Here is a 15,736-nt window from a genome sequence, read left to right on the forward strand (position 1 = left end):
GTGCGTCATCGCAACACGACCGGCCTCTCCGCCCAGGTTTCGACACTGCCATCGCCCCCGGTGATGCGCAGACCCAGCCAGTGCCGCCCTGGCGGCAGATGACGGGCATCGATCTCGGCCTTGAACTGCACGAGCGGCATGCGCGGGTCGCGCGACGCGTTCTTGAGGAAGCCACGCAACCACTCGTTCGCCCCGGCATCTTCCGCGACGGCCACCACCCGGCCGTCCAAGGTGATTTCCACCTTCGTAACGCCCACGACGTCCTTCACCGCCCAGCCACCCACGCCAAAGCGTCGGTCCAACGTGCTCCCGGCCGACGGCACGTCGATGTTGGCCACGACTGGCGTGATGCATGCGCCGTCGCCGCGCGCAGCGGGCAAAGCGATCAGCAGGAACCGGCGGGCACCTCGGTCGATGTTCACCGCCTGACCGGTCGGCAGCGGGCCGACGACATCACACAGTCGCTGGTAGTGCGCGAGCAACGCACTGAACTTCACGTCGGTTGCGCCGACGACCAGCAGCGCCGGAGCGCTCCGCTGCCCTGAATCGTTCAGGCCCCATACCGCGAGTTGCGGCGCACGGCCATGTTTCAGGTTCAAGGGATGGTCGAGCACGCGGATGTCGGCATTCCGCAGCGCGAATCCCAGTTCCGCGCCGGTCTTGAAATTGTCGGCCAACAGCATGGTGTCGGCAGGCATCCGCGCCTGCGCCGCGCGCACCTCGGCTGCCAACGTGTCCCAGCCGGTGAAGTTCTCCGGGTAGTACTTGTTGCCGGCAAGGTGCGTGCGCACGCCTGGCATCGAAACAGCGACGTAGTAGCCCAGCATCAGCACCGTACCCAGGGCAGTCAGTGCCCAGGTCGCCCGGCGAACCGACGTCGACCACTCGCGGAGCAGCAACGGCACGATGGCCAGCAATGCGAGATAACCGGGCAGCGTCCAATGGAAGCTCACACGTTCGTTGTCGGCAAAGAACCCGAGCACGAAGAAGCCGAAGGTGGAAATGGCACCGAGGAGCGCAAAGTACCGCCACGCGGGCTCCGCCCGACCGCTTGCTCGCAGCGCGCGCATGCAGACCACCAGCATCGCCCAGAACAGCAACGGTGTCGCCATCAAGGATTGGACCAACAGGAAGCGCGCACCATCGGCATGGAAGCTCCACGGATGGCGGTCCAGCAACTGGAAACGAAGGCCGGCATCCGCGTATTCGATGTTCCAGACAACCAATGGCACCCACGCGAGCGCTCCGACGGCGAGCGCCGCCCATACGCGCGCATCGCGCAGCACCTTCCGCCCTTCCGGCAACCACAGCATCGCGATCAGGCCCACGCCGATCACGCCCACGAACCGGTAGTGGCTCAGCGCACCCACCGCCAGGCCCAGCGCGAGTTCGGTCGCGGCCCCCGCATCGACACCCCGCAGCAGGCGTGCACCGGCATCGGCGCACAGCACGGCGGCGATCGCCATCGGCACGTCGGGCAGGGCGAGCACGCCCAGGGTGCCCGACAAGGGCATCAGCGTCGCCAGCGTGGCGGCTTGCCAGCCCACTGTCGCACCGAACCCGCGCGCCGCGCAGCGTGCGACCAGCCACGGCAACGCCGCCGCCATGATCAAGAACGGCGCGCGCACCGCCAGCACATGATGGCCACCCAGTTCGACGCCCAGGCGCGTCAACCATGCCGTGAGCCCTGGCAAGTCAGAGTAGGCCGCCGCCAGGTGCTGCCCTTCCTGCCAGTAGAAGGCCTCGTCCACGAACAAGGGGAGTCGCGCCGCGATCGCGATCTTGACCGCCGTCACGATTGCCCATGCCGCGATGAACCATCGCTGCGCGCGTTGTTCTTCACCCATCTCGCTACACTTCCCGGAACCCACGATCGGAACCGAGAGCGCGATGTCCGCCATTCCCAGCACCCGCCCTATGCTATCCGAAGGCCTGGCCGATGCCCTCAAACGGGCCCAGGCCCAGGTCAACTCGCTGGTGCTGGGCAAGGCGCATGAAGTTCGGCTGGCATTCGTCGCCTTGCTGTCGGACGGCCACCTGCTGATCGAGGACTTGCCGGGCCTGGGCAAGACCACGCTGGCACACGCGCTGGCCGCCACGCTCGGCCTCACCTTCCAGCGCGTGCAGTTCACCTCGGACCTGCTGCCGGCCGACGTGCTGGGCGTGTCGGTCTACGACGCGCAGGCGCGCGCTTTCACCTTCCATCCCGGCCCGGTCTTCACCAACGTGCTGCTCGCTGACGAGATCAATCGCGCGCCTCCCCGAACCCAGAGCGCGCTGCTTGAAGCGATGGCCGAACACCAGGTCACCCTGGATGGCGTGACGCATGCCTTGCCCGAGCCCTTCTTCGTCATCGCGACACAGAATCCCGTCGACCTGTCCGGCACGTACCCGCTGCCGGACTCGCAGCTCGACCGCTTTCTGCTGCGCCTTGCGCTGGGCTATCCCAGCGCGGAATCCGAGCGGGCCCTGCTGGCGGGCACCGACCGCCGCATGCTGATCGCGCAGGCGATGCCGCTGCTGTCATCGGATGAGGTCATGGCGCTGCGCCAGGCTGTCGGCGACGTGCATGCCAGCGAAGCGCTGATCGACTATGTCCAGGCCTTGTTGACCCGCAGCCGCCAGCATCCGGGCGTGCGGGTAGGCCTGTCGCCGCGCGCCGGCATCGCGCTGTTGCGTGCGGCCAAGGCTTACGCCCTGATGCTCGGCCGCCACCATGTGTTGCCCGACGATGTCCAGGCCCTGTTCGCCGCTGTCGCAACGCACCGCCTCGTACCGGAGGCCGAGGCCGCCTCCGCCGTTGCGTTGGCCAAAGCCATCCTGCACGCGGTTCCGGTGGATTGAGAATGACGGGCTTGCGCGCATCGCTGGCGCGGCGGCTGGCGCAGCTCGCCCGCCCGCGCGCGGCGGAGGTGTTGCCGGTGCAGTTGGACCGACGACGCGTCTACGTGCTGCCGACGGGCTTCGGCCTCTTCTATGCGGCGCTCGTGCTGGCCATGGCGTTGGGTGCACTGAACTACAACAACAACCCGGCACTGCTGATGGCCCTGTTGCTGGGCGCAACGGCGATGTCGAGCCTCATTTTCGCCCACCTGCAATTGTCCGGCCTGCGCATGGACGCGGTATCGGCCGACCCCGTGCATGCCGGCGAATCGCTCATGCTGCACATCGCACTGTCAGCGCGCGACGGTCGCCTGCGTCGGGGCCTCAGGCTGGATGGCGCGGAGACGGCCGCGTTCGCACCTGCGATGTCCGCCGAGGGCACCGTCGTGGAGCTGGGACTGCCGACGCAACGGCGCGGCTGGCATGACATCGGTCGACTACGCGTCTCGACGACGCAGCCCCTCGGCCTGGCGCGCGCCTGGTCGTGGATCTGGCCGCCGCCGCTGCTCGTCTATCCGGCACTCGAAGTACACGGCCCCCCGTTGCCGGAGGGGGGACGCACCGGCCAGCGCGCGAAGCTCGACCCGGCCGGCGACGATGTCCATCACCTGCGCGGTTATCGCCCGGGCGATGCCCCGCGCACGATCGCATGGAAGCCGTCCGCGCGGCGCGACGTGCTGCTGGTGCGAGAATACGAACAGCCTGTCGGGGTGGAGGTCAGGCTGGAGTGGGACGCGCTGGGCACCCTTGCGCACGAAGACCGGATTCGACGCCTCGCGCATTGGGTGGAGCTCGGCGAACGCGAAGGACGACGCTATCGGCTCACGCTCCCGGGCCAACCGTCCCTGGGCCCCGCGAACGGTGCCCTCCATCGCCATCTGTGCCTGCGCGCGCTTGCGCTGATGCCGTATGCCGACCGCTAGGCCTGACGCGCCCATCCCCGACCGTTCCAGCCGCCTGTGGACGCTGGGCAGTGCGGCGCTTTGCCTGCTCGCACTGCTGCTGCAGCTGCCCCTGTCGCTGGCACTGGCACTCGGCGCTGTCGGCGTCGTGCTGGGCATCGCGTCCTGGTGGCGTCCGTTGCCGGCTTGGCTCCGAATCCTGCTGGCGCTGGCGATGCTCGCTGCCGTTCTCTACGCCACCGGCCTGCGGTTCGGGCGCGACACGGGATGCGCATTGCTGGCAGCGATGCTCGCCCTCAAGCCAACCGAAACGCAGGGGCTGCGCGACAACCGCAGCCTGCTCGGTTTCGCTTTCTTCGCCCCGTTCGCAGCGTTCCTGCTCGACCAGGGGCCGTTGACGATGACGCTGGGCCTGTTCGGCCTGTGCGCCGGCCTCATCGCGCTGCAGCGACTGGCCGACGTCGAGGCTCGCGCCACGGCGGATTCGCCGACAGTGCTGCCGCGCCTGGCGCTGGTAGGGCGGCTGGTACTCATCGGTCTGCCGCTGGTACTGGCGGCCTTCTGGCTATTCCCTCGTTTCGCCTCGCCCCTGTGGGGTGTCCCGGAGCGCGCGCTCGCCAAACCTGGCCTCGGCGAGGACATGTCGCCGGGAGGCTGGCTGGACCTCATGGCCGATGAAGATCCAGCGCTGCGCGTGCAATTCTTTGGTGCCACGCCCGCGCCGGGTCAGATGTACTGGCGTGGACCCGTCCTGTGGAACTACGACGGACGCACATGGACGCAGGCACCCTGGCTGCGCGGACTGCCGCCCGCGCAGACCTCGCGAAGCCCCGCTCGCTGGGATTACCAGCTTGAAGTCGAGCCCACCGATCGCCGACAGCTGGTCGCCCTGGATCTGCCCACGTCCGCGCCGGAAGGCGCCCACCTGGCGAACGATTACGCGATGACCGTGCGCACGCCGCTGAGCGCACTCACGCGTTGGCGCATGCAGTCCTCGACACCGGCTCGCTTCGAGTCGACATTGCCGGCGATGCTGCGCCAACAGGCCCTGCAACTGCCCGATGGATTCAACCCACGGACACGACGATTGGCAGCGCAATGGCGGCAGGATGCCGGCGATGACGATCGCGCGGTCATGCAGCGTGCGCTGGATTGGATCCGCGCAGAATTCGCTTACACGCTGGATACTCCTTTGCCTGGCAGGAACGCCGTGGACGAGTTCCTGTTCGATCAGAAACAGGGCTACTGCGAACACTTCAGTTCTTCGTTCGTCTTCCTGATGCGCGCCGCAGGCATACCCGCTCGCGTGGTGACCGGCTACACGGGTGGCGTCTACAACCGCCTAGGCGGTTACTGGGTCATCCGGCAAATGGATGCCCATGCCTGGGCAGAAGTGTGGCTACCCGAGCGCGGCTGGGTCCGCGTCGATCCCACCGCCGCCGTCGCACCCGAACGCATCTACGACACACTGGAGGATCGGTTGGGCGAAGGCGTGGAAGCCGGAAGACTCACGCTGGGAGGTTTCGGCAGCGTGAGCGACTGGCTGCGGCGTGGCTGGAACGACCTCGTCCTCGGGTTCGACGCCCGCCGGCAGACGCAGTTGCTGGAGCGACTGGGTGCGAACGGGCTCGGCAGCACCGGGCTGGGCCTGCTTTTCGGCCTCGCGGCGCTCGGCACGCTGGGCTGGATGGCATGGTGGCTGGCGCGTGCCGAGCGCGAACGCGATCCGCTGCTGCGCGCCTGGCGTCAGCTGGGTCGGCGCTACGCACGCTTCGGATTGGCTCGCGAACCGCACGAAACGGCCTCGGAGTGGGTGCGCCGGGTCGCTACCCGGCGCCCGCAGGGTGCGAACCTGCTGTTTTCACTCAGCCGGCGTTTCGCTGCGGCGCGCTACGCTCCGGATGAGGGGGATCACCGCGCACTGATCGAAGACCTGCGCCGGCACCGCCCGTGACCCACTGGAGACTGGCCATGAATCTTCGCTTCGCTGTCCTCGCCGCTTCCACCGCCGTCCTGTTGTCGGCCTGCGCCACCGCGCCCCAGCCCCTGCAGGGCAGCTTCACTCCCGTCAATCCGCGCGACTCCGTTGCCACGCCACAGGTGGGCGCATCCGTCCGCTGGGGCGGTCGCATCATCAGCACCACGCCCGCGCAGGACACCACCTGCTTCCAACTGGTCTCCCGCCCGCTGTCGGGTACGGGTCGCCCGCTTTCCAGCGCACCGGACGCCACCGATGGCCGCTTCATCGCCTGCCGCGCCGGCTTCTACGATCCCGCCGTGTTCGCCGAGGGTCGCGAAGTGACCTTCGTAGGCAAGATCGATGGCTACGAAAGCACGCGTATCGGTGACTACGACTACCAGTTGCCGCGCGTGGCGGCCGAGGTGGTCTACCTGTGGCCGGAAGTACGCGAAGTCGAGGTTCGCCCGTACCCGTACTACGACCCCTACTGGGGCCCGCGCTGGGGTCGCTGGAGCTGGTGGTGACATCACCCGCCACATGACGAAAAAGCCGCCCGATGGGCGGCTTTTCTCATTGCGTCCTGCGGCCGTATCAACCCGGCGTGCCGAAACGCCCCAGCGGTGCGCCGGCCAGCAAGTGCAGGTGGATATGGAAGACGGTCTGTCCGGCGTGCTCGCGGCAGTTCATCACCACGCGGTAGCCATCCTCGGCGAATCCTTCCCGGCGCGCATACTCCGCCGCCGCCAGCACCAGCTTCCCGACCAGTGCGGCCTGTTCCGGGCGCACATCATCGAGTGTCGGAATGGCTTCGTGCTTGGGGATGAAGAGCACATGCACCGGCGCTTGGGGTGCGATGTCCTTGAAGCCCAGCACGTCCTCGTCTTCATAGACGATGGTGGCGGGAATCTCGCGACGGATGATGCGGGCGAAGATCGTGTCGGTCATGGAGTCGCGTCCTCGTGGGCGGTATCAGGTCATTTCGCTGCGGCCACCGAAGGCATGCGCCAGCGTGCCGCGATCGACGTATTCCAACTCGCCACCCAGCGGTACGCCGTGCGCGAGCCGGCTGGGTCGCACGCCCTGTTGGCGCGCCAGTTGGGCGAGGTAGTGCGCAGTGGCCTCGCCTTCGACCGTGGGATTGGTGGCGATGATCATCTCGCCCACCTCGCCCGCACTCAGGCGGCGGGTCAATGCATCCAGCCCGAGCTCACGCGGGCCGATGCCGTCCAGCGGCGAGAGCCTGCCATGCAGGACGAAGTAGACGCCGCGGTAGCCGGTGGCCTGTTCTATCGCCAAGCGGTCCGACGGCGACTCCACCACGCAGAGCTGGTGGCGATCACGGCTGCCGCTCGCGCATATCCCGCAGAGCGTGCCTTCGGTGAAGTCGCGGCACTGCGTGCAGTGGCCGATGCGTTCGAGTGCATCGGCGAGCACAGCCGCCAGGCGCTTGCCCCCGTCCCGCTCGCGGTCGAGCAGGTGGTAGGCCATCCGCTGCGCGGTCTTCTGCCCGACACCGGGCAACACGCGCAACGATTCGATGAGCTGTTCGAGCAGCGGACTGGACATCGTCATCCCCGATCCGCGCCCGCCATCTACGCGGGCGCCGGACCGGTGCGCGTCAGAACGGCAGCTTCATGCCCGGCGGCATCGGCATGCCGGCCGTGGCCGCGCCCATGCGCGACTTGGACTCGGCGTCGACCTTGTTCGACGCGTCATTGAATGCCGCTGCGATCAGATCCTCCAGCATCTCCGCATCGGACAGCACGGACGGATCGATGCGCACCTTGCGGCACTCCTTGGCGCCGGTCAGCGTCACGCTGACCATGCCGGCGCCGGCGTTGCCGGTGACTTCCAGCTTGGCCAATTCTTCCTGGGCGCGCTGCAGGTTTTCCTGCATCTTCTGCGCCTGCTGCATCAGTTGGGCGATGTTTCCACGCATGTCGTGATCACTCTTCGTAAGGACGGATGGAATCCGGGACGAGCCGGGCGCCGTGCTGCTGCACCAGGCGCTGGACGTCCGGATGGTTCATGAAGGTTTCCTCAGCCACGCTCTGGCGCTCGTCGCGCTGCCGGTGGCTGCGCTCCTTGAGCGTTTCGGCCTCGGCCGCGCCGTGGGTGGACGCGAAGGCGAGCCGTGGCGCGACGCCGTAACGGTCCGCGATCGCGGCCGCCAGTTCGCCGAGCGTGCGCTCCGAACGCAGGTAGTCGAAGCCGCTGTCCAGTGCCAACGTCAGCGTGCCGTGTGCGTATCCGGAGAAGGCGACGTTCTCCACCAGCTGCTTGCCGACGCCCTTCAAGCCACAGGTACTGGCGAAATGCAGCCAGGTCTCGGCGTCGATGATGCCGATGTCGGCGGGCATCGGGGTGGCCGCCGGGGGGGGCGGCGCAGGCGGCGCGGATGCGGACACCGGCGCCCAGGGCGGGTCGTCAGCCAACGCCTGCAGCGGTGGCGGTGGCGCGGTAACGACCTCGGTGCGCGCGGGCGCGGCCGGGACCGGCATTTCCTGGCGGACCGGTTCCGCCGTGCGCACCGGCTTGGCAGGCGCCGCCGAGGCCATCGCTCCGCCCGCTTCCACGATCACGGGCGCCGACTTGCCTTCGCCGCGCATCTCGCCGTTCTGGGCGGGACGGAACGCCAGCATCCGCAGCAGGCTCATTTCGAAGCCCGCGCGCCCGCTCGGCGCCAGGTGCAGGTCGCGTCGGCCATTGATCGCCATCTGGTACCACAGCTGCACCACTTCCGGCCGCAGCTGTCCGGCAAAGGACTCCACGTCGACGCCCTCGGCCTCGACGGCCGCGGATGGCACCAGCTGGCGCACCTGGATCCGGTGCAGCGCTTCGGCCACCGCATCCAGCACCCCACCCCAATCGGGCGAGAACTCGGCCAGGCCTGCGATGACCCGGAGAAGTGTTTCGCCATCGCCTTGGGCCAGCGCAGCGAGCATCGCGTTGACCTGGGTGCGGTCCACCGTGCCCAGCATCGTCCGCACCCCGTCGTCGTGCAGCGCGCCGCCCGCATAGGCGATGGCCTGGTCGAGCAGCGACAAGCCATCACGCAGCGAGCCATCGGCCGCACGCGCGAGCTGGGCGATCGCCCCGGTGTCGGCTTCGATCTGCTCGGCGCCGAGGATCTTCGTCATCTGGCCGCGGATCTGTTCTTCGTCCAGCCGCTTGAGGTTGAACTGCAGGCAGCGCGACAGCACCGTCACCGGCAGCTTCTGCGGGTCGGTGGTGGCGAGCAGGAACTTGACGTGCTCCGGCGGCTCTTCGAGCGTTTTCAGCAGCGCATTGAACGCCGCCTTCGAGAGCATGTGGACTTCGTCGATCAGGTAGACCTTGAACTTGCCGCGCGACGGCATGTACTGCGCGTTCTCGATCACCTCGCGCACGTCGTCCACGCCGGTGTTCGACGCGGCGTCGATCTCCAACAGGTCGATGTAGCGCCCGGCATCGATGTCCAGGCAGGCCGCGCACTGGCCGCAGGGATCGGCGCTGGTGCCCTTCTCGCAGTTCAGCGACTTGGCGAAGATGCGGGCGATCGTGGTCTTGCCGACGCCACGGGTGCCGGTGAACAGGAAGGCATGGTGCACCCGGCCGGAATCCAGCGCGTTGGTCAGCGCGCGGACCACGTGTTCCTGGCCCACCAGTTCGGCAAAACGCTTGGGGCGCCACTTGCGGGCGAGGACAAGGTAGGACATGCCGACATTGTGCCATGGCATGCAAGCGGCCCCGACCGGATGCAGGCGGTGACCGGCTTCGCTTGTGGCCCGCCTCGCCGGAGGCTAGAATTCACGGCCCTGAAAGCGGCCCACGGTCGCGTTCAGGTCCCGGAGAGGTGTCCGAGTGGTTGAAGGAGCACGCCTGGAAAGTGTGTAAGCGTCTAAACCGCGCTTCGGGGGTTCGAATCCCCCTCTCTCCGCCAGATTCGATGCATCCCGCCTCGTCGGGATGACAACGGACCGCGCCCCGGCGCGGTTTCGTTTCTATGGTGGCCCCGTCGGCCCCTCGCGACGCTAGGTCGAAAATCCCGCCAGGGCCGGAAGGCAGCAACGGTATCGATCGATGCGGGCGCCGAGGCCAGCCGGCGGGGCCACCGCCTTTTAAAGCGCGAGTTATTCATTCGCGCCTGCCGTTGCGACGGCATCATTCTCCGTGGAGCGGATCTACCGCGGGGCGCGGCCAGCCAGCGGGGCCGCCGCCTTTTCAGGCACCGCTACGCACGCGATTCAGTCGATGATGCCCAGCGCGTCGGGTTCGCGCCCGGTCACCCAGTAGTCGATGACCTGCCAACGCTGCGTGTCGACCACGGCGATACGGTCGCCGCCGCTGATGGCCACGTAGGCGCGCGGACGGTCTGCGGCCACCACGACGCCGATAGGTAACGCGGCGTTGCCGAGCATGGTGGGCTGATACGCCATGTCCTCGCGAGAGAGCGGGACCGTCGCTACCGGCACCTTGGTGCGCGCATTGAACACAGCCAACGTGGCCGCGCGCGCATTGGTGACGAAAGCCAGCGCGCCGTCCGCGGAGAAAGCCACACGGATCGGAAAGCCCTTGCTGCTCATCCGACGCTTGACCGCCAGCGTCCGCGGGTCGTGCACGGTCAGCGTGCCGTCCTCGCGGTTGGTCACCCAGACTTCGGCGCCGTCCGGCCGAACGGCCACGCCCTCCGCGCCCTTGCCGGCGGGTTTTTCGATCCTTGCGCCTGTGGCCAGGTCGATCCGGCTGATCGTCCCGGCCTGGATCTTGGTCAGGTAAGCCACCTGCCCGTCCGGCGACAACGCCAGCATGTGCCCGGTGCCGCCGCCAACATCGATGCTGCGCTCGACCTCGCCCGATGCCACATCCACGACCACCAGGCTGGCGGAGGCCTCCGTGGTGACCAGCACGCGGCGCCCGTCGGCCAGGAAGCGAACACCATGCGGCGCGCTGTGCTGGCCCAGGTCGATGGTGCGCGTCGGCTTGCCGCTTACCAGGTCCAGCACCGAGAGTGTGTTGCCCGACTTCGAGCCGCCGTAGTTCGTCACTACCGCCAAGCGTCCGTCCGGGGCCACCGCAATTTCGTGCGGCGCTTCACCGGTCCTGTACTCGCCGATCCGGCGACCATCGCGCAGGGAAAGACGCCAGACCGTATCGCCCGACTTGTTACCGACCAGCAGTTCCGCCGATTGCACCGGGGGCGCGCCCGCGCATCCCAGCGCGATCAAGAACCCGAAGACGGATCGACGAAGCACGCTCATGGGCCGTCCGCCACGGGATGCAGCCAGTCGGCATCTCCTTCGCGATAGTGCTCGCGCTTCCAGATCGGCACGCGCTGCTTCACTTCATCGATGATGTAGCGGCACGCATCGAAGGCCGCACCCCGGTGCGCGGCGCTCACCCCGACCCACACCGCCAGGTCGCCGATCGCCAGCGCGCCGACGCGATGCGCACAGCACGCCGCCAGCACGTCGAAACGTTCCATCGCCTCGGCGACGATCCGTTCGCCTTCGCGCTCGGCCAGTGCGCCATACGCTTCGTAATCCAGCCCGTCCACCGCACGACCGGCATGGTGGTCGCGGACCCAGCCTTCGAACGTCGCATGGCCACCCGCGCGCGGATCGCGCAGGTCGGCGCCCAGTACGGCGACATCGAGCGGTTCCGAGGAAAGAAGGAAACGGGGCATGCCTCAGCCTCCGCTCACGGGCGGGATGAAGGCGACCTCGCTGCCTGCCCGCAGCGGATCCTGCCAGCGCGCGAATTCGCCATCGACGGCGACACGCAGGTGTTCTCGCGGCCACGCGATACCGTGGCGGGCCTGGATCTCCGCATAGAGATCCGCCAAGTCGGCTGCTCCGGTGTCCACGGCTTCGCTCGCCACGCCAGTGCGCTCACGCAGGCTGGCGAAGTACAGCAGGGTCAGGGTGACGCTCATGGCGACCCCACATCGCGCTTGCCGCCCCGCTTGGCCACCAGCTTCGCCGGGCCCAATACGATGGCGTGCGACAGCGCCTTGCACATGTCGTACACCGTCAGCGCGGCAACGGTCGCGCCGGTGAGCGCCTCCATCTCCACCCCGGTGCGGTGCACCGTGCGGACCTCGCACTCGATCAGCAGCGCGCTCTCGCCGTCCCAGTCCACGGACAAGCGACAGCCGTCGATGGGAAGCGGGTGGCAGAACGGAATCAGTTCGTGCGTGCGCTTGACCGCCATCGTGCCGGCGATGATCGCGGTATCGACGATGCCGCCCTTGGCGCTGCGCAGACCGTTGCGCTTCAGCTGTCGCGCGACGTCGGCGGGGAAGCGCACGCGGCAGGTCGCGCGCGCCTCGCGCGCCGTGACGGCCTTGCCGGACACGTCCACCATCGCGGGCCGGCCGGCGGCGTCGAGGTGGGTCAATGCGGTGCGGGGCATGCGGGTCCTGGGGACAAATCAACCGCCGATAAGATACATCTCGACACGACGCCGGTCTCGCACTTCCGGGCGACCCCGCAGTTCGCTGTAGCGATCGCCGCGCGCCGACCACAAACCGGCGACGTGTGCCGCCAGCGCGTCCTCCCCCTGCGCCACGATCGCTCGCAGGTCGGCGCCGTCCGAGGCGAACAGGCAGGTGAACAGCCGCCCATCCGCCGACACGCGCGCGCGGTGACAATCGCCGCAGAAAGGGGTGCTGACCGAGCTGACGAAACCGACTTCGCCGCCACCGTCGTCGAATGCGTAGCGCTCGGCCACTTCGCCGCGGTACTCGGCCTGCAGCGGGTGCAGCGGCCAGCGCGCACCGATCCGGTCGCGCAGCACCGACGATGGCACCATCTTCTCCACCCGCCAGTCGTTGCTGTCGCCCACATCCATGAACTCGATGAAGCGCACCACGTGCCCGGTGCCGCGAAAACGCTCGACCAGCGGAAGCACGTCGGCTTCGTTGACGCCACGCTGCACGACCGCGTTGATCTTCAATCGCGAGAATCCTGCGGCGATGGCGGCGTCGATGCCGGCCAGTACGTCGCCGACCTTTCCGCGCTGGCCCGACATCGCGGCGAACACCTCCGGATCCAGCGCATCCAGGCTGACGGTGATGCGCCGCAGCCCGGCATCGTGCAGGGCCTGCGCGTGCTGCGCCAACAGCACACCGTTGGTGGTCAGCGCGATGTCCTCCAATCCGGGAATGGCGGCCAGACGACGGACGAGCTCAGGCAGGCGCTTGCGCAGCAGCGGCTCGCCGCCGGTCAGGCGCAGCTTGCGCATGCCCAGTCGCACGAAAGCGCGAACCAGCACGTCGATCTCATCGAAGGACAGCCGTTGCGAGGCGTCGGTGCCGTAGTCCTCGGGGACCCGGTCGGCCGGCATGCAGTAACCGCAGCGGAAATTGCACGCGTCGATCACCGACAACCGCAGATCGTGCAGCGGGCGCCCCAGCAGGTCGCGCGGCAGCGACGGCGCGTTCACGGCAGCGCGACGACCGATGGCAGCGACAAGACGATACCGTCGCCAGGCGTCGCAATCCGGTATCCGCGCGCGCGCAGCGCCTCGCCATCACCGGCGCTGGCGTAGTGGTAGAGCACGCAGCGGGCCAGCAGTCCCGGCGAGTATTCGCGCTCCAGATCCTCGATGCCGCTGTGCGACGGATTGCCGTGCAGACCGCAGTCGTGCGCAATCAACTCGCCGGCATCCGCATGGCGCGCCAGCATCTCCGGGATCGGCCGCGTGTCGCCCGTCCAGACGACGCTGCCGCGCAGGCGCAAGCCGAATGCCGTTTCCGGCCAGTGGTGGCGCACGGGGAATACCTCCAAGCGCTGCCCGTCGTGCCAGAACGCATCGCCCACCGGAATCAGCTGGAACGCATCCCAGAAGTTCGCGCCGCCTTCGGCCAGCACGTTCGGATAGCTGCCGATGCGTTGGTGCAACAGCGGGACCAAAGGCGCGGGCACGTACAAGCGAACCTTGCCGCGCCGTGCCGGATCGAAATAGCTCGAGACGAACAGCCGTTCCATCCCGGCCACGTGGTCCAGGTGGAGATGGGTGATGAAGAGGGCGTCGGGCAGGTCGCCATAGCGCGCGTGGTACGCGGTGAGGCCCTCACCGCCACAATCGATGGTCAACCAGGGGCTGCCCTCGCGCTCCAGGGTCGCCATGGCCGAACCCAGTTCGACCGCGCTGGCGTTGCCTACGCCATGGAAATGCAGCACCCACGTCATCTCAATAGCCCCGCGACCAGGCGTGGTCGTAAGCGCGACGCAGGTGGGCGAACTCCACGCCGACCTCGTCGACACTGCGCGCGCCCCGCAGCTTGAGCAGCGAGCGCTTGAGGCGCGCCAGGTTCTGCTCCCGCCACGCCGTCGCCGGAATCCGCAGGCGCCCGCGATCGAAGTCGATCAGCCAACCGTGGCCGGTGGCATCGAACAGGATGTTCTGCGCATTGAGGTCCGCATGATCCAGGCCGGCGCGGTGGAAGCGCGCCACCAACCGGCCCGTGCTCTCCCATGGCGCCCGGCTTTCGTCCTGCGAGGCGATGTCGGCCAGCGTGCGGACGTCCATCAACCGCTCCACCATGATGGCGGCGCGGTAGAACATGCCGTCGCGCACATAGCTGGCGGCGACGGGGCGTGGCACCGGCAGGCCGCGCGCCAGCAGCGCGCGGGTCAGGCGGAATTCGGCGAAACTGCGCGTGCGGTCGGGGCCGTGCCAGAGGTAGCGATCCTGGCTGAAGCGCGAAGCCAGGCCCCCGCGGCGGTAGTGGCGCAGCACACACTGGCTGGAGGGCGCATCGATGAACCAGGCTCCTCCGCGGCCGCCGCTGTCGACGGGCCGGGCGCGGTCTCCCCACTTCTCCGGCAGGAACCAATCGGGATCCGCTTGCCGCAGGTGTTTGCGGTCGAACAGAATCGCGCCGTATCCGCTGCCTTCGCGGAACGGCGTCAGGGATTCCGAGGCGTCAAAACCGACCATCCAGCGAGTCTAACAACACTTGTCCACGATTCCCCAATCGCTCTGCCTGCTCCGCCTGTCCGCACTCGGCGACGTGACCCATGTCGTGCCGCTGGTGCGCACCTTGCAGCGGCACTGGCCGCAGACCCGGTTGCACTGGGTGATCGACAAGGGCGGCTTCAAGCTGCTCGAGGGACTGGAGGGCGTGACCTTCCATACCTACGACAAGAAGACGGGACTGGCCGGCATGCGTGCCCTGCGCGCGGAACTGCCCACCGAAGGGTTCGATGCACTGCTGCAGATGCAGGTAGCCCTGCGCGCCAACCTGCTCTCGGCCTTCATCCGCGCACGCCGCCGGATCGGCTACGACCGCAGCCGATCCAAGGACCTGCACGGGCTGGTGATCAACGAGCGCATCCCGGACCGTCCGGGCATCCACGTGCTCGATGCGATCGGCAGTTTCTGCGAACCCCTGGGCTTGAAGCAGGACGCCGTCGTGTGGAACCTGCCGGTTCCGACGGACGCGCATGCATGGGCCTCGGCGCAGTGGCCGGCGGATGGCCAGCGCACCCTGATGATCTCGCCCTGCTCCAGCCACGAACGCCGCAACTGGTACGCCGACCGCTACGCCGCGCTTGCCGACCACGCGGCTGCGCAGGGCTGGCGCGTGGTGCTGTGCGGCGGCCGCAGCGACCTGGAACGCCGCACGGCCGACGCCATTCTGGCCGCCATGCAGGCGCCCGCGCTCGACCTGGTCGGCAAGGACACGCTGAAGCAACTGCCTGCCCTGCTCGCCCGCGCCGACCTGGTGGTGACGCCGGACTCCGGCCCGATGCACATCGCCAACGCGATGGGCAGCGCCGTGCTCGGCCTGCATGCTGCCAGCAATCCGAGACGCAGCGGCCCCTATTCCACCGTGCGCTACTGCGTGGATCGCTACGACGATGCCGCCCGCAAGTACCGCGGCAAGCCGGCGACCGAGCTCCCGTGGGGTACCAAGATCGAGCACGATGGCGTGATGGACTTGGTGTCCGTGGAAGACGCGGTGGCGGCGTTCGAGCGGCGTCGCGCCGATCTGGACGACTGA

17 protein-coding genes, 1 tRNA gene and 1 other RNA gene are annotated in these 15,736 nt (G+C 68.3%); 7 read left to right on the forward strand and 12 right to left on the reverse strand.

The genetic code is table 11. The features are described from left to right. Nucleotides 1-5: 5 nt before the first annotated feature. Nucleotides 6-1,847 (reverse strand): ArnT family glycosyltransferase, encoded by a 1,842-nt coding sequence (locus ACSION_RS13550; RefSeq protein ID WP_435306322.1) that lies wholly within the window; start codon nucleotides 1,845-1,847, stop codon nucleotides 6-8. 43 nt (nucleotides 1,848-1,890) lie between these two features. On the opposite strand from ACSION_RS13550, the gene ACSION_RS13555 reads away from it, so the two are divergent. The 4 genes from ACSION_RS13555 to ACSION_RS13570 are packed head-to-tail and all read left to right on the forward strand — an operon-like array spanning nucleotide 1,891 to nucleotide 6,269. Then, entirely contained in the window at nucleotides 1,891-2,844 is a 954-nt protein-coding gene (locus ACSION_RS13555) for an AAA family ATPase (protein ID WP_435306323.1), read from the forward strand. 2 nt (nucleotides 2,845-2,846) lie between these two features. Next, nucleotides 2,847-3,806 carry a DUF58 domain-containing protein gene (locus tag ACSION_RS13560; protein WP_435306324.1) on the forward strand — a complete coding sequence of 320 codons (960 nt, stop codon included), beginning with the start codon at nucleotides 2,847-2,849 and terminating at the stop codon, nucleotides 3,804-3,806. Beyond that, nucleotides 3,793-5,739, forward strand: a complete 1,947-nt coding sequence (locus tag ACSION_RS13565; RefSeq protein ID WP_435306325.1) for a transglutaminase TgpA family protein — start codon at nucleotides 3,793-3,795, stop codon at nucleotides 5,737-5,739. Before ACSION_RS13560 ends, ACSION_RS13565 begins: the two co-directional genes overlap by 14 nt. A 17-nt stretch (nucleotides 5,740-5,756) precedes the next feature. Beyond that, complete coding sequence (locus ACSION_RS13570) at nucleotides 5,757-6,269, forward strand: Slp family lipoprotein (RefSeq protein WP_435306326.1); 513 nt, start codon at nucleotides 5,757-5,759, stop codon at nucleotides 6,267-6,269. 67 nt (nucleotides 6,270-6,336) lie between these two features. On the opposite strand, the gene ACSION_RS13575 is transcribed toward ACSION_RS13570, so the two are convergent. The 4 genes from ACSION_RS13575 to dnaX are packed head-to-tail and all read right to left on the reverse strand — an operon-like array spanning nucleotide 6,337 to nucleotide 9,443. Continuing rightward, nucleotides 6,337-6,690 (reverse strand): histidine triad nucleotide-binding protein, encoded by a 354-nt coding sequence (locus tag ACSION_RS13575; protein WP_435306327.1) that lies wholly within the window; start codon nucleotides 6,688-6,690, stop codon nucleotides 6,337-6,339. Between the two features lie 24 nt (nucleotides 6,691-6,714). Then, nucleotides 6,715-7,311, reverse strand: a complete 597-nt coding sequence (recR, locus tag ACSION_RS13580; RefSeq protein ID WP_435306715.1) for a recombination mediator RecR — start codon at nucleotides 7,309-7,311, stop codon at nucleotides 6,715-6,717. 52 nt (nucleotides 7,312-7,363) lie between these two features. Further along, nucleotides 7,364-7,684 (reverse strand): YbaB/EbfC family nucleoid-associated protein, encoded by a 321-nt coding sequence (locus ACSION_RS13585; protein WP_093297077.1) that lies wholly within the window; start codon nucleotides 7,682-7,684, stop codon nucleotides 7,364-7,366. A 7-nt stretch (nucleotides 7,685-7,691) separates the two neighbouring features. Next, on the reverse strand, nucleotides 7,692-9,443 hold the full coding sequence (dnaX, locus tag ACSION_RS13590; protein WP_435306328.1) for a DNA polymerase III subunit gamma/tau: 1,752 nt from the start codon (nucleotides 9,441-9,443) through the stop codon (nucleotides 7,692-7,694). A 131-nt stretch (nucleotides 9,444-9,574) separates the two neighbouring features. Here dnaX and ACSION_RS13595 point away from each other — a divergent pair. Together ACSION_RS13595 and ffs are read left to right on the forward strand one after the other, a co-directional pair. Next, a tRNA-Ser gene (locus ACSION_RS13595) sits at nucleotides 9,575-9,667 on the forward strand. A gap of 72 nt (nucleotides 9,668-9,739) precedes the next feature. Then, an RNA gene (ffs, locus tag ACSION_RS13600) (signal recognition particle sRNA small type) lies at nucleotides 9,740-9,836 on the forward strand. Between the two features lie 135 nt (nucleotides 9,837-9,971). On the opposite strand, the gene ACSION_RS13605 is transcribed toward ffs, so the two are convergent. From ACSION_RS13605 to ACSION_RS13635, 7 genes are read right to left on the reverse strand one after another with little or no spacing between them, the layout of a single operon-like run. After that, nucleotides 9,972-10,985, reverse strand: coding sequence for a beta-propeller fold lactonase family protein (locus tag ACSION_RS13605; protein ID WP_435306329.1), 1,014 nt, complete (start codon nucleotides 10,983-10,985; stop codon nucleotides 9,972-9,974). Next, a complete protein-coding gene (locus tag ACSION_RS13610; protein WP_435306330.1) occupies nucleotides 10,982-11,410 on the reverse strand; it encodes a molybdenum cofactor biosynthesis protein MoaE in 429 nt (142 codons plus the stop codon). Before ACSION_RS13610 ends, ACSION_RS13605 begins: the two co-directional genes overlap by 4 nt. Before the next feature lie 3 nt (nucleotides 11,411-11,413). Then, nucleotides 11,414-11,659 carry a molybdopterin converting factor subunit 1 gene (gene moaD / locus ACSION_RS13615; protein ID WP_435306331.1) on the reverse strand — a complete coding sequence of 82 codons (246 nt, stop codon included), beginning with the start codon at nucleotides 11,657-11,659 and terminating at the stop codon, nucleotides 11,414-11,416. Then, the gene (moaC, locus tag ACSION_RS13620; protein WP_435306332.1) at nucleotides 11,656-12,138 is read right to left on the reverse strand and encodes a cyclic pyranopterin monophosphate synthase MoaC; all 483 of its coding nucleotides are present in this window, start codon (nucleotides 12,136-12,138) and stop codon (nucleotides 11,656-11,658) included. The genes moaD and moaC overlap by 4 nt, the downstream gene beginning before the upstream one ends. An 18-nt stretch (nucleotides 12,139-12,156) precedes the next feature. Then, entirely contained in the window at nucleotides 12,157-13,170 is a 1,014-nt protein-coding gene (gene moaA, locus ACSION_RS13625; RefSeq protein WP_435306333.1) for a GTP 3',8-cyclase MoaA, read from the reverse strand. Further along, a complete protein-coding gene (locus ACSION_RS13630) occupies nucleotides 13,167-13,919 on the reverse strand; it encodes an MBL fold metallo-hydrolase (protein ID WP_435306334.1) in 753 nt (250 codons plus the stop codon). Before ACSION_RS13630 ends, moaA begins: the two co-directional genes overlap by 4 nt. A gap of 1 nt (nucleotide 13,920) precedes the next feature. Next, nucleotides 13,921-14,670, reverse strand: a complete 750-nt coding sequence (locus tag ACSION_RS13635; RefSeq protein ID WP_435306335.1) for a 3-deoxy-D-manno-octulosonic acid kinase — start codon at nucleotides 14,668-14,670, stop codon at nucleotides 13,921-13,923. A 19-nt stretch (nucleotides 14,671-14,689) separates the two neighbouring features. Between ACSION_RS13635 and ACSION_RS13640 the strand changes: the two genes are divergently transcribed. Beyond that, nucleotides 14,690-15,736, forward strand: a complete 1,047-nt coding sequence (locus ACSION_RS13640; RefSeq protein ID WP_435306336.1) for a glycosyltransferase family 9 protein — start codon at nucleotides 14,690-14,692, stop codon at nucleotides 15,734-15,736.

The sequence above is a fragment of the Pseudoxanthomonas sp. LjRoot125 genome (assembly GCF_964252705.1).
Taxonomy (GTDB): domain Bacteria; phylum Pseudomonadota; class Gammaproteobacteria; order Xanthomonadales; family Xanthomonadaceae; genus Pseudoxanthomonas_A.